The following is a 13,564-nucleotide window of genomic DNA, read 5'->3' as shown; positions in this document are numbered from 1 at the left end:
TAGAACTGGCGCACCAAGATTGCCTGCGATAGCGTTGGCGGGTGTTTGGATAGGGGATCAATCTGTGAATACGAGACGGTCGATGCTGGCGGCCTTGAGCGGGCTCGGCGCCCTGCCCTTCACCACGGCCTTCGCGCGTGCCGCGCAAGGCTCCGGCAAGGCCGCTGCACGGACCGACACCCTGCGTGCCGGCGGCACGACGGGTGCGCTCATCCTGTCCACCTGGGATTTCGGCGCCGCGGCCAATGCCGCCGCCTTCGCCAAGCTGCGCGCGGGCGGCTCGCTGATCGACGCCGTCGAGGCGGGCGGGATGGTGCCGGAAGCCGATCCGAACAACCACAGCGTCGGCTATTCGGGCTATCCCGACCGCGACGGCCACGTCACGCTGGATGCGGTCATCATGGACGATGCCGGCGGCGTCGGCGCGGTCGCCGCGCTGGAGAACACGACGCATGCGATCTCGGTCGCGCGACGCGTGATGGAGCGGACGCCGCATACGATGCTGGTCGGCGAAGGCGCGACGACCTTTGCGCGCGACCAGGGTTTCCCGCAGGAAAAACTGCTGACGCCCGAGGCGGAAAAGGCGTGGCGTGAATGGCTTAAGACCTCGAAGTACCAACCTGAGGCCAATAGCGAAAACCGCATAACCCGCGTGCCCGGAGGCGCGCTGGACCACGACACGATCGGCTTGCTCGCGCGGACCACGGCCGGACGCATGGCCGGTGCCTGCACGACCTCCGGCATGGCGTTCAAGATGCGCGGTCGCGTCGGCGATTCGCCACAGGTCGGTTCGGGGCTCTATGTCGAGGCCGGGGTCGGCGGCGCCACCTCGACCGGCCTTGGCGAAGAGGTAACGCGAGTCGCTGGGTCCGCGCGGGTCGTCGCGTCGATGCGCGCGGGCGCAACGCCGCAAAAAGCCTGCGAAGAGGTCGTCCGCCATATCGCGACCTTGCGCGGCGACGCGATCCGCGGCGTCCAGGTCGGCTTTCTCGCGCTCGATACGCATGGCAATGTCGGCGCCTACTGCCTCCTGCCCGGCTTTACCTACGCGGTCACGGACGCGAACGGGGCGACGTCGATCCTGAAGGCGCGATCACTGTTCCAAGTCTAGGAAGGTCGCACACAGGAGGAAGTTTTGAGTGCGAAAGCAGCATACTGCACTGCAGCATCTTTCTATTTCTTTCAAGAGGACCTAACCTATGTTGTGTTGCAGCGTCTTTGCTGCACGTCTGGGAGTGTAGTATGAAGACCAAGATGATGATGGCGATCGCCGCCGCCGCCGCCGCCCTCGTTTCAACGCAGGCCGTCGCTGCACCGGTCGCATCGGCCAACTCCGCTTTGTCGCTGTCGACCGCCAAGAGCGTTCGTGTCGGCTCGACCGCAAAGCGTGGCAACAAGCTTGCCGGCACGGGCGCGATCATCGTCGCGGTTCTGGCAGCGGGCGTGATCGCCGGCGGCGTCATCGCGATCACCGACGACAATGATTCCGACAGCAACTGATCGGATCGATACTTACTAAGCCTGTTCCGACAGGGACTTAGTCGGATCATGTCGTTTCGCAGGCATAACACCGCAACCCGGATCGGGCATGCCGCGTTATGCCTGCACGCATGATCAAAGTTGCCAGCTACAATATCCACAAGGGCATCGGGCTCGACCGTCGGCGTAATCCCGAGCGCGTGGTCGAAGTGTTGCGGGAGATCGACGCCGATGTGATCGCGCTGCAGGAGGCCGACCGACGGTTCGGCGCGAAGGCGTGCGTGTTGCCGCATCATCTGCTCGACGAGCATAGCGACTGGATCCCGGTCGATTTCGGCCTGCGGTCGCTCAGCATGGGCTGGCATGGCAACGTGATACTCGTGCGCAAATCCGCGACGGTCGTCGATTGCGAAGCGATCCACCTCCCCTCGCTCGAACCGCGTGGCGCGGTGATGGCCGATGTGCAGCTGCCCGGCGGCTCGATCCGCGTGCTCGGCATGCATCTCGACCTGTCGGGGCTGTGGCGGCGCAAGCAGGCGGCGGCGATCATGAGCCATGTCGATGCCTGCACGCATCGCCACCCGACCGTGCTGATGGGCGACCTGAACGAGTGGAGCGCCGGCGCCGGATGCCTGCGCGATTTCGGGCGCGATTATGCGTTTGCCGAGACGGGCGCGAGTTTCCATTCGCGGCGTGCGGTCGCGCGGCTCGACCGGATCATGGTCTCGCGCGAGTTGAAGGTGGTCGAGTGTGGCGTGCATGCCAGCCCGGCGGCGCGGAAAGCATCGGATCATCTGCCGATCTGGGCTATGCTGGAGCCCGTGAGGCCGGAAACCGCTTAGCCGTATGATCGCCAGCCGGACGAGGATGTAGAATGCGCGAGAAGGAACTGCGGCTGGCGCTCGTCTGCTATGGCGGGATCAGCCTGGCGGTCTACATGCACGGGATTACCAAGGAGATCTGGCGGCTGGTCTGCGCCAGCCGCGCGTTCCACGATGGCGATGCGCCGAAGGGGGGTAGCCAGGGCGTCTATCACGCGCTGCTCCAGGAGATCGAGGAGCATGCCGCGATCCGCGTGCGCGTGCTCGCCGACATCATTGCGGGCGCGAGTGCGGGCGGGATCAACGGCATCTTCCTGGCGCAGGCGATCGCGACCGGCCAGAGCTTGGATCCGCTGACCGATCTGTGGATGACGTCCGCCGATGTCGAGGCGCTGATCGATACCGAGGCGGCGCCGAAGTCGCGCTTCTCGAAGGCGTGGGCGATGCCGCTCGCATGGATGGCGGCGGGGCGGAGCACGGACAAGGTCGATGCGCTCGACGAGCCGACGCGCGAGGAGGTGCGGGCCAAGCTGTCGCATTTCGTCCGCTCGCGCTGGTTCGAGCCGCCGTTCGGGGGGAAGACCTTCACCAACCTGCTGCTCGATGCGTTCGACGCGATGGGCGCGAGCGAGCGCGGGCCGCGGCTGTTGCCGCCGGGCCAGCCGCTCGACCTGTTCGTGACGGTGACCGATTTCTCTGGGCATCCCGAGCGGTTGCAGCTCAATTCGCCCGCGGAAGTGGTAGAGACAGAACACCGGATGGTTGTCGACTTCACCGATAACGGCCATCCTTGCGATACGCTTGCGCCCAGTGCGGAACTCACCTTCGCTGCGCGTGCGACATCGAGCTTTCCGGGTGCGTTTCCGCCGTTTACGGTCGCCGAACTCGATGGAGTACTGAAAGACCGTAGCCTGGGCTGGCCCGAGCGTAGCGGTTTTCTAGCGCGTGTCCTGCCCCGCCACACCGCGGCGAACGCCGCCGAGAGCGCGGTTTTGATCGACGGCTCGGTCCTGGCCAACGCACCGTTCCGCCCGGCGCTCGACGCACTCAAGGAACGTCCCGCGCGCCGTCAGATCGACCGGCGGTTCATCTACATAGACCCCTCGCCAGGCATCAAGCTGCGGCTGAACCGCGGCGAGGGCACGCCCGGCTTCTTCCAGACGATCATCGGCGCGATCAGCGACATTCCGCGCCAGCAACCGATCCGCGACAATCTGGAGGCGATCGCCGAGCGCTCGGCCCGGATCGACCGGATGCGCGGGATCGTCACCGCGATCCGGCCCGAAGTGGAGGCTGACGTCGAGTCGCTGTTCGGTCACACGCTGTTCCTCGACCGGCCGACCGCGCCAAGGCTGATCGCGTGGCGGCGGCGGGCGCAGAAAGCAGCCGCTGCGAGTTCGGGGTACGGCTTCGTCGCGTATGGTCACCTGAAACGCAGTGCAGTGATCGAGACGCTCACCGGGCTTCTCTATGACGCCGGACTGCATCACAGCTTGCGTCGATTGACCCAGATCCGTGCCGCGATCGTCGCGCATGTCGCGGCGGCGGGCGCAGACCAGCTCGGCTCGGGTTTTGCGGGTGGCGCAAGCCCGGCGTCGATCGCGTTCCTGCGACGCTTCGACATCGGCTTTCGTATCCGCCGCCTGCGATTGATGGCGCGGCGGTTGTCGGAGGTCGAGACCGCCGCCGACGAGCCCGAACTGGCACCAATGCGCGACGCCATCTACGAATCGCTGTCGCCGTATCTCGATCGGCTGCGGGCTGAGATGCATGCCGGAATGCACGATGCGGTGCGTGCGATGAAGGGCGATGCGACTGCGGTGCTGGAGACGCTGGGCAAGACCTTCGATCTCGAACGGCTCGATGCGGAGACCGATCAGCGGCTGGCGGAGGCTTTCGCGGCGCTCGCCAAGCCTGCGCGGCGTACGCTGTTGCTCGCCTATCTCGGCTTTCCGTATTTCGACACGGCAACCCTGCCGCTGCTGCAGGGCGAAGGGCTAGACGAATTCGATCCGATCAAGGTCGACCGGATCGCCCCCGACGACGCGACCTCGATCCGTTCGGGTGGGGCCGAAGCGACGCTGAAGGGGATCCAGTTCGGCACGTTCGGCGCGTTCTTCAGCCGGGCCTACCGCGAGAACGACTATCTCTGGGGACGGCTGCACGGGTCGGAGCGGATGATCGACATCACCGTCTCCACCCTCCCCCAGACGGCGAGGATGAAGCCCGGACGGGTTGCCGCGATCAAGCGCGCGGCGTTCCTGGCGATCCTCGACGAGGAGGAACCGCGGCTGACCACGATCCTGCCGCTGATCGCGCAGATCCGGACCGAAATCGGCTAAGGCTGGCCAAACCGGCCGCGTGGCGGTAGCTCTGCGATACCCATCGGCGCTTTGGCGCCGGGGGACGCGATAGAGGTGGCCGCATGCAGTTCCTGAAAATCCTGTTCTGGTGCCTGCTGGCGTTCATCGCTGCAGTCTTCACGATATCGAACTGGAATGCGGTACAGATCCAGCTCTGGGGCGGGCTGATCGCCGACGTGAATCTGCCGCTGCTGCTGTTCGTGACGTTCCTGATCGGGTTTGTGCCGACGATGCTGTACAACCACGCGATCCGGTGGCGATTGCGCCAGCGGCTGTCGACATGCGAGCGCGAATTGCTCGAGCTGCGCACACCGCGGCCCGAGCCGGTGGTTTTCGTGCCGACCGAAGCGCCGGCAGCAATGCCTGTGACACCCGTTGTCCCTGCCGCCGCGCCGCCGGGGGTCCCGTCATGAGCAACCGCATCTACGTCGCGCTCGACACGCCCGATCTGGCCCGCGCCAAGGCTCTGGCGGCGCGGGTCCGGCATCATGTCGGCGGAATCAAGCTCGGCCTCGAATTCTTCTCCGCCCACGGTCAGCCCGGCGTGCATGCGATGGCGGAATTCGGCCTGCCGATCTTCCTCGACCTCAAGCTGCACGACATCCCCAACACCGTTGCCAAGGCGGTGCAGGCGCTCGGCGCGCTCGAGCCCGCGATCCTGACCGTGCACGCCAGCGGCGGCCGGGCGATGCTGGAAGACGCCAAAGCAGCCGCGCCGGTCGGCACGAAGGTAATCGCAGTGACGATGCTGACCAGTCTCGACGCGGCCGATCTCGCGGCGACCGGTGTTATCGGCAGCGCGCATGACCAGGTCACGCGACTGACCGAACTGGCCTGCGAGGCGGGTGTCGACGGTATCGTCTGTTCGGGCGCGGAGGTTGCGGCGGCAAAGGCGATCTGGCCGAAGGGGTTCTTCGTGGTGCCCGGCGTACGCCTTCCCAACGGGCAGATCGGCGACCAGAAACGCGTCGTCACGCCGCGCCAGGCGCTCGACGCGGGGGCTTCGATCCTGGTGGTCGGTCGCCCGATCACGCAAGCGGAAGACCCCGACACAGCCGCCCGCGCGATCGGCGCAACGCTGTAGAGGCGGACTTGTTTTCTCACGATCCTCCCCCGCCAGGGGGAGGTGGCGCCAACGGCGACGGAGGGGGCGGATACGGAACGATAGCTCATCGCTTGCCGCCCCTCCGTCACCTGCGGTGACACCCCCCGCCAGGGGGAGGATGATCAAGCTTCCGTGATCCGTTTTAGGAACGATGATGACCACCGCCAAGATTTGCGGCCTCTCCACCCCCGCGACGCTCGAAGCGGCGATCCGGCACGGCGCGAGCCATGTCGGGTTCGTGTTCTTTCCCGCTTCGCCGCGACACGTGACGTTTGCCAAGGCCGCCGAGCTGGCGGCGCGCGTACCGGGTCATGTCGCCAAGGTCGGCGTGTTCGTCGATCCGGAGGACGAGATGCTCGAACAGGCGGTCGCATCCGCGGCGCTCGACGTGCTGCAACTCCACAAGGTGACGCCGGCTCGCGCCGCCGCGATCCGTGCGAAGTTCGGGATCGAGACCTGGGTCGCGGTGGCGGTTCGCACGCGTGGCGACCTTGACGGGGCGCACGAGTTTGCGGGTGTTGCCGACCGGATATTGTACGACGCGAAAACGCCGGACTCGGCGGCCTTGCCGGGAGGGATGGGGCTCAGGTTCGACTGGGACCTGCTCGACGGGTTCCGGCATCCATTGCCTTGGGCGCTGTCGGGAGGACTCGATCCAGCGAATGTGGCGGAAGCGATTCGACGGACCGGGGCGGAACTGGTCGACGTGTCGTCAGGCGTTGAAAGCGAGCCCGGCATCAAGGACGAAACCAGGATCGCGTCGTTCCTTACGGCTGCCCGCACCTGAATTGTTCACCCGCGAAGGCGGGTGCCCAGACTGGGTCCCCGCCTTCGCGGGGATACAAGGGCTTGGCGCGACATTTCGAAGTGCTAAAGCGCTCCGCATGAACGCTCCAACCCTCGCTCCCAATTCCTACCGCGCGCAGCCCGACGAGCGCGGCCATTTCGGCGACTTCGGTGGCCGCTATGTCGCCGAGACGCTGATGCCGCTCGTCCTCGAACTCGACGAGGCGTATCGCGCCGCCAAGGCCGACCCTGCGTTCAAGGCGCAGTTCGACGATTTGCTCGAACATTATGTCGGCCGGCCGAGCCCGCTCTACTACGCCGAACGGCTGACCGAAGCGCTCCGCGAGTGCGCTCCCGAAGGCATGGGCGCGCAAGTCTGGTTCAAGCGCGACGAGCTGAACCACACCGGCGCGCACAAGATCAACAACTGCATCGGCCAGATCCTGCTCGCGATGCGGATGGGCAAGACCCGGATCATCGCCGAGACCGGCGCCGGCCAGCACGGCGTCGCCACCGCCACCGTCTGCGCGCGCTTTGGTCTCCCTTGTGTGATCTACATGGGCGCCAAGGACGTCGAGCGTCAGGCGCCCAACGTGTTCCGCATGAAGTTGCTCGGCGCCGAAGTCCGCCCCGTAACCAGCGGCGCACACACGCTGAAGGACGCGATGAACGAGGGCATGCGCGACTGGGTCGCGAACGTCCACGACACCTTCTACATCATCGGCACCGCCGCCGGCCCGCATCCGTATCCGGAGATGGTCCGCGATTTCCAGAGCGTGATCGGCACCGAGGCCCGCGCGCAGATGCTGGCGCGCGTTGGTCGCCTGCCCGACCTGCTGGTCGCGGCGATCGGTGGCGGCTCGAACGCGATCGGGCTGTTCCATCCGTTCCTCGACGATGCCGACGTGCAGATGCTTGGGGTCGAGGCGGCGGGGCATGGGCTGGACAAGCAGCACGCGGCGAGCCTCGCGGGTGGTTTTCCGGGCGTGCTCCACGGCAACAAGACGTACCTGTTGCAGGACGAGGACGGCCAGATCACCGAGGCGCATTCGATCTCCGCCGGGCTGGATTATCCGGGCATCGGGCCCGAGCATGCGTGGCTGCGCGATATCGGCCGCGTCCAGTATGACAGCGCGACCGACACCGAGGCGCTCGACGCGTTCCAGCTGCTGTGCCGGACCGAGGGCATCATCCCCGCGTTGGAGCCATCGCACGCAATCGCGACGGTGACGAAGAAGGCGCGCGAGATGCGGCAGGACCAGATCATCCTGGCCAACCTGTGCGGTCGTGGCGACAAGGACATCTTCACCGTCGCAGAAGCGCTCGGGGTGGCGATATGATCGCCTCCTCCTTCCCCCCTCCCGCAAGCGGGAGGGGCCGGGGGTGGGCTCGCGTTCACACCAGCCGCACCGCTGGTTCGAGCCTCACCATCGCCCGCCGCAACGCTGGAGGAAGCCGCGTGCCCACCCCCAGCCCCTCCCGCTTGCGGGAGGGGGGCAAGTGAGCCGCCTCGCCGCCGCTTTCGCGCGCACCGCCGCCGCCGGACGCGCCGCGCTCATCACGTTCGTCACCGCGGGTGATCCCACCACCGAGGCTACCGGCCCGATCCTCGACGCACTCGTCGCGGGCGGCGCGGATGCGATCGAGCTCGGCATGCCGTTCACTGATCCGATGGCCGACGGTCCCGCGATCCAGGCCGCGAACATCCGCAGCCTCGCGCAGGGCACCCGCACCGCGGACATCCTCGCGACCGCCACCGCGTTCCGCGCGCGGCATCCGGACGTGCCGCTGGTCCTGATGGGCTATGGCAACCCGATGCTCCGGCGCGGCGCGGACTGGTTCGCCGAAGCCGCCGCCAACGCCGGTGTCGACGGCGTGATCTGCGTCGACGTGCCGCCCGAGGAAGACGATGCGCTCGGCCCGCAGTTGCGTGCCGCCGGGATCGACCTGATCCGCCTCGCCACGCCTACCACCGACGCGGCCCGCCTGCCGACCGTGCTCGATGGTGCGAGCGGGTTCCTGTATTACGTGTCGGTCGCCGGCATCACCGGGCTGCAGCAGGCGCAACAATCCTCGATCGAGGACGCCGTCGCCCGCCTCAAGGCACAGACCGACATCCCGATCGCAGTCGGCTTCGGCATCCGCACGCCTGAGCAGGCCGCAAACGTCGCGCGCGTCGCGGACGGCGTCGTCGTCGGCTCGGCCATCGTCGAACTGGTCGCACAACACGGCGCCGCTGCGGCCGAACCGGTCCGCGCCTATATCAAGTCGCTCGCCGACGCCGTCGCTTCGGCCCGAAAGGTTCCTGCATGAGCTGGCTCAACAGCGTCCGCAACGTCCTGCCCTTCGTCGCGAAGCGCGAGACGCCGGAAAATCTCTGGCACAAGTGCAAGGGCTGCGGGCAGATGGTCTTCACCAAGGAGCTCGAGGACAATTTGTACGTCTGCCCGAAATGCGATCACCACGACCGCATTGGACCGAAGATCCGCTTCGCGCAGCTGTTCGACGAAGGTAGCTGCAGCGAGCTTCCGGCGCCGAAAGTCCCCGAGGATCCGCTCAAGTTCCGCGACCAGAAGCGGTACACTGATCGCCTCAAGGCAGCACGGACCGACAACAGCGAGCAGGACGCACTGATCAACGCGCGCGGGAGCATCGACGGCCACCGGGTCGTGGTCGGCGTGCAGGACTTCGGCTTCATGGGCGGCTCGATGGGTCTGGCCGTCGGCGAAGCGTTCGTCCGCGGCGTCGAGGCGGCGATCGAGGACCGAGTGCCCTACGTGATCTTCACCGCATCGGGCGGCGCGCGCATGCAGGAGGGCATCCTCAGCCTGATGCAGATGCCGCGCAGCACCGTCGCGATCCAGATGCTGCACGATGCCGGGCTCCCCTACATCGTCGTGCTGACCGACCCGACCTCGGGCGGCGTGATGGCGGCGTATGCGATGCTCGGCGACGTGCAGATCGCCGAGCCCAAGGCGACGCTGGCGTTCACCGGTCGCCGCGTGATCGAAAGCACGATTCGCGAGAAGCTGCCCGAGGATTTCCAGACGAGCGAATATTATCTCGAGCACGGGATGATCGACATGGTCGTCCACCGAAAGGACCTGCGCGAACAGCTCGGTACGGTCATCGGGTATCTCAGCGCGCGCGAAGCGGCGTAATCTCCACTCCCTCTCCCCTCCGGGGAGAGGGTCGGGGTGAGGGGCAGCCCAGCAGCGCCGCGCCCCGGTACAGCCCCTCACCCCAGCCCTCTCCCCGGAGGGGAGAGGGAGCCAGAATGCCCGACCACGCCGTTTCTTCCTCGCCCGCAGTTCAGGCGCAGCTCGACCGATTGACCGCGCTGTCGCCCGGAGCGGATATTCTCGGACTGGAGCGCATCACCGCGCTCCTGAGCCGCCTCGGCGACCCCCACCTCAATCTCCCCCCGGTGTTCCACGTCGCGGGCACTAACGGCAAGGGTTCGACCTGCGCGTTCCTCCGCGCCGCGATCGAAGCCGCCGGGCACAGCGTACACGTCTATTCCTCGCCGCACCTCGTCCGCTTCAACGAACGCATCCGCCTTGCGGGCAAGCTGATCGACGACGAGCTGCTCGCCGCCTTGCTGTCGGAAGTGCTCGGCCACGCTGCCGACCTCCAGGCCAGCTTCTTCGAGGTCACCACCGCCGCCGCGTTCCTCGCCTTCGCGCGCACGCCAGCGGCGGCGACGATCGTCGAAGTCGGTCTCGGCGGCAGGCTCGATGCGACCAACGTCATCCCCAACCCTGTCGTTACCGGCATCGCCGCGCTCGGCATCGATCACCAGTCGTTCCTCGGCGACACACTGCTGGAGATCGCCGGCGAGAAAGCGGGCATCGCCAAGTCCGGCGTGCCGCTCGTCACGATGGACTATCCCAAGGCCCTCCGCGCAAAGATCGCCGCGGTAGCCGCCGCCTCGGGTGCCCCCGTCCACGCCCGCGGCACCGCCTGGACCAGTGAGACTGCGCGCTCGACCGTCCGCTACGAGGACACCGGATTCTCGGTCGTCACCAACCGCCCCCGCCTCGTCGGCGCGCACCAGTCGCGCAACCTCGCGCTCGCGATCGCGATGCTTCGCCATCAGGGCGCATTGCACATCCCCGAAGCCGCAATGCGTGCCGCCGCCGACTGGGCGCATTGGCCGGCCAGGATGCAGCGCCTGTCCGATGGCCCCCTGCTCGCACGGCTCCCGGCGGGCAGCGAAGTGTGGCTCGACGGCGCGCACAACCCCAACGCTGCGCAACCGGTCGCGCGGGCATTGCGAACGCTGGCCAAGGGCCGCCCAGTCACGCTGGTCCTTGGCATGCTCGCCAACAAGGATGCCAAGGCTGTGATGCGGATTCTTTCGCCCTCGGTCGGCCACGTCGTCGCGATCCCGGTCCCCGGCCATGCGCACCATGCTCCCGAGACCCTTGCAGCGCTCGCGGAACGTTTCGGCAAGACCGCGGAAACCTCGCAGACGCCCACCGACGCACTAGACCTGATCGTAGGCCGTGGTGATCGATCCAACGTCGTCCTCATTGCCGGTTCGCTCTACCTCGCCGGTGAAGTGCTCGCCACGAACGATCAACCGCCTGACTGAGTCCTTATTGCTATTGACTATCAATAACCAACACGCGAGTTTGTGGCGACCACCACGGAGTCGCGTGAATGACCGATACCCGCCCCAGTTCGACGCCCAGTTCGCCCCCCGCCTCGACCACCCTGATCGCCAGTGCGACGGCGTTGCTGCCGCATCCACTACCGCCTTGTGAAAACGCGCGGATCGCTTTGTTCGCGATGCGCCGGATGGGCGCGCATGGCCTATCGGACGCCCGCGCCGCGCACACGATGTTCACCGCCTTCGGGCAGAGCTTCCGTCGTCCGCTGGTACTATTGCGCGCGCTGATGGCCGACCTGGCGGGCACGTCGGCGGGAACGATCGCGATCGCGCCGTGCTGCTGTGCGCGGATGACACCGGCCGAGTCGGCGATGCTGTCGATCCTCGCGCGCGTCGAGACCGCGCCCGAGACAGCCCGCTATCTGATGACCGATCTCCTAGGCGTCCGCCGCGTCGACGGCGTCCTCGCCAGCGCCGCAGCCGTCGCCGCCGCGTTCGCCGACGAGGGGCGACCGGTCACGATGTAAGGCTAGACGGGCTCGCCAGCCCGCGCGTCGCCCTCTCCTTCGACGCCCGCGCTGCCGATCGAGCGGTCGATCATCCCCGACCGGCTCATCCACCAGAACAACACGATCCCCGGTACCGCGAGCACCGTCGTCAGCAGGTAGAAATCGACATAGCCGAACGCCTCGATCAGGGCGCCGGCGGTCGTGCCGGTGACGATCCGTCCGACGATGCTCGCTGCTGCCGAGATCAGCGCGAACTGCGCGGCGGTGAAGCGCAGATCGCACAGCGCGGAGAAATACGCGATCACGACGACGCCGCCAAAGCCGCTCGATGCGTTCTCGAAACCGATCGCCGCCGCCATGCCGAAGTTCGAATGCCCTGCCGCCGCCAGCGCGGCGAACGACAGGTTCGAGACGCCCATGAGGACGAGCGAGAACAGCACCGATCGCTTCATCCCCATCCGCGCGTACAGGATGCCGCCAATGAAGATGCCGACCAGATACGCGATGAAGCCGATCCCGACATCGTAGAACGCGATCTCGTCGCCGGTGAAGCCGAGGTCGTCGAACAGCAGGCGCAGCGTAAGGTTGGCGAGCGTGTCGCCGACCTTGAAGATCAGGATGAACGCCAGGACGACGAACGCCCCCTCGCGCGAGAAGAACTGGACGAACGGCCCCCAGATCGCGCGGACCCCCTCGGCGAGACCGCGGCGTTCGACCGGCGGACGCCGGCGTTCGGGCTCGCCCAGCGCCAAGCCCGCCAGCACCGCCGGCAACGCGAATACCACGCATGCCAGATAGGCGGCGTTCCAGCCGGCACGTTCGGCGACCACGAGCGCCAGCGCGCCCGACCCCGCGGAGCCGATCCGCCAGCCATATTGGCTCATGCCCGATCCGACGCCCAATTGGCGAGGCTCCAGCGTCTCGATCCGGAACGCGTCGATCACCACGTCGAAGGTCGCGCCCGCCGCGCCGACCAGGATCGCCGCGGTTGCAGTGGAGGCGATGCTCGCCGCCGGGTCGATCAGCGCGAGATTGATGACCGCCGCGACGACCAGCGCGGCCGTGACGATCAGCCATGATACACGCTGGCCGAGCCGCCCGATCACCGGGAGGCGGACGCCATCGACGACCCACGCCCACAGAAATTTCAGATTATAGACGAGGAAGGCGAGGCTGAACGCCGTCACTGTCTTCTTGTCGATGCCACTCGCCGCCAGCCGGGTGGTCAGCGTCGCGCCGATCATCGCATAGGGGAAGCCCGACGATATCCCGAGCGCGAGCGCGGCCAGCGGGGCCTTCTCGACATACGGTCGAAACCCATCGCTCCAGCGCTTTTCTTCGGTCCCGCCCATCGCACTTACGCTCCCACTCGCTTGCGGGGGACCCTAACGGGAAATCGCAACCGCGCTACCCGTCAGGCGACGGGCAGTGAGGGAAACGTCAGGCTTTCGCTTCAAACAACGTAAACCCGTACGGTACGCGCTTGGGCTTACTGCCGGCGCGCGTTGCCTCGATCGCCTCGATTGCCGCGATCAGGTCGCGCGGTGCGTAAGGCTTGGCCATGCAGCCGGCGGCGAGCGTCGTCGCCTCGACCGGGCAACTCCCGGTCACGAACATCACCGGCACGCCTCGGGCATGCGCCGCGCGCGCGACGTCGATGCCGGATCCGTCGGCGAGGTTCACGTCGACCAACACCAGGTCGATCACGGTGTCGCTCGCCAGAATTGGCAACGCGTCTGCAACGCGGTCGATCGTCGCAACGATTGTAAACTTCGCCTCGGCCAGGAAATATTCGGTGTCGAACGCCACTAGCGGTTCGTCCTCGACGACGAGGAGCCGGACGATCTGCCGCTTTTTCTTGCCGAACAACATTGCCGAAAGGCCCC

Annotated in this window: 14 protein-coding genes; 12 read left to right on the top strand and 2 right to left on the bottom strand. The window is 66.9% G+C overall.

Annotation, left to right across the window (positions count from 1 at the left end):
• The first annotated feature begins 82 nt into the window (after positions 1-82).
• The 12 genes from AC3D24_RS18440 to AC3D24_RS18385 all read left to right on the top strand — a co-directional run bounded on the left by AC3D24_RS18440 (position 83) and on the right by AC3D24_RS18385 (position 11,696).
• The gene (locus AC3D24_RS18440; RefSeq protein ID WP_489032525.1) at positions 83-1,111 is read left to right on the top strand and encodes a glycosylasparaginase; all 1,029 of its coding nucleotides are present in this window, start codon (positions 83-85) and stop codon (positions 1,109-1,111) included.
• Between the two features lie 131 nt (positions 1,112-1,242).
• Positions 1,243-1,500 carry a hypothetical protein gene (locus AC3D24_RS18435; protein ID WP_489032524.1) on the top strand — a complete coding sequence of 86 codons (258 nt, stop codon included), beginning with the start codon at positions 1,243-1,245 and terminating at the stop codon, positions 1,498-1,500.
• Positions 1,501-1,610: 110 nt separating this feature from the next.
• Positions 1,611-2,321, top strand: a complete 711-nt coding sequence (locus AC3D24_RS18430) for an endonuclease/exonuclease/phosphatase family protein (RefSeq protein ID WP_489032523.1) — start codon at positions 1,611-1,613, stop codon at positions 2,319-2,321.
• Between the two features lie 32 nt (positions 2,322-2,353).
• A complete protein-coding gene (locus AC3D24_RS18425) occupies positions 2,354-4,642 on the top strand; it encodes a patatin-like protein (RefSeq protein ID WP_489032522.1) in 2,289 nt (762 codons plus the stop codon).
• A gap of 83 nt (positions 4,643-4,725) precedes the next feature.
• Positions 4,726-5,076, top strand: a complete 351-nt coding sequence (locus AC3D24_RS18420) for a LapA family protein (protein ID WP_489032521.1) — start codon at positions 4,726-4,728, stop codon at positions 5,074-5,076.
• The gene (gene pyrF / locus AC3D24_RS18415) at positions 5,073-5,747 is read left to right on the top strand and encodes an orotidine-5'-phosphate decarboxylase (protein WP_489032520.1); all 675 of its coding nucleotides are present in this window, start codon (positions 5,073-5,075) and stop codon (positions 5,745-5,747) included. The genes AC3D24_RS18420 and pyrF overlap by 4 nt, the downstream gene beginning before the upstream one ends.
• Before the next feature lie 172 nt (positions 5,748-5,919).
• Positions 5,920-6,555, top strand: coding sequence for a phosphoribosylanthranilate isomerase (locus tag AC3D24_RS18410; RefSeq protein WP_489032519.1), 636 nt, complete (start codon positions 5,920-5,922; stop codon positions 6,553-6,555).
• A gap of 97 nt (positions 6,556-6,652) precedes the next feature.
• Positions 6,653-7,894 carry a tryptophan synthase subunit beta gene (trpB, locus tag AC3D24_RS18405; RefSeq protein WP_489032518.1) on the top strand — a complete coding sequence of 414 codons (1,242 nt, stop codon included), beginning with the start codon at positions 6,653-6,655 and terminating at the stop codon, positions 7,892-7,894.
• Between the two features lie 160 nt (positions 7,895-8,054).
• Complete coding sequence (gene trpA, locus AC3D24_RS18400) at positions 8,055-8,867, top strand: tryptophan synthase subunit alpha (protein WP_489032517.1); 813 nt, start codon at positions 8,055-8,057, stop codon at positions 8,865-8,867.
• Complete coding sequence (gene accD, locus AC3D24_RS18395; protein WP_254686890.1) at positions 8,864-9,715, top strand: acetyl-CoA carboxylase, carboxyltransferase subunit beta; 852 nt, start codon at positions 8,864-8,866, stop codon at positions 9,713-9,715. The genes trpA and accD overlap by 4 nt, the downstream gene beginning before the upstream one ends.
• 116 nt (positions 9,716-9,831) lie before the next feature.
• Positions 9,832-11,151 (top strand): bifunctional folylpolyglutamate synthase/dihydrofolate synthase, encoded by a 1,320-nt coding sequence (locus AC3D24_RS18390; RefSeq protein WP_489032516.1) that lies wholly within the window; start codon positions 9,832-9,834, stop codon positions 11,149-11,151.
• Positions 11,152-11,219: 68 nt separating this feature from the next.
• Complete coding sequence (locus AC3D24_RS18385; RefSeq protein ID WP_489032515.1) at positions 11,220-11,696, top strand: DUF6628 family protein; 477 nt, start codon at positions 11,220-11,222, stop codon at positions 11,694-11,696.
• A 2-nt stretch (positions 11,697-11,698) separates the two neighbouring features.
• On the opposite strand, the gene AC3D24_RS18380 is transcribed toward AC3D24_RS18385, so the two are convergent.
• Together AC3D24_RS18380 and AC3D24_RS18375 are read right to left on the bottom strand one after the other, a co-directional pair.
• Positions 11,699-13,030 carry an AmpG family muropeptide MFS transporter gene (locus tag AC3D24_RS18380; protein WP_489032514.1) on the bottom strand — a complete coding sequence of 444 codons (1,332 nt, stop codon included), beginning with the start codon at positions 13,028-13,030 and terminating at the stop codon, positions 11,699-11,701.
• Between the two features lie 88 nt (positions 13,031-13,118).
• A complete protein-coding gene (locus tag AC3D24_RS18375; protein WP_489032513.1) occupies positions 13,119-13,550 on the bottom strand; it encodes a response regulator in 432 nt (143 codons plus the stop codon).
• Positions 13,551-13,564: the final 14 nt, after the last annotated feature.

Source organism: Sphingomonas sp. SL1004 (genome assembly GCF_057815015.1).
This window is presented reverse-complemented; position numbering and strand designations above follow the sequence as displayed.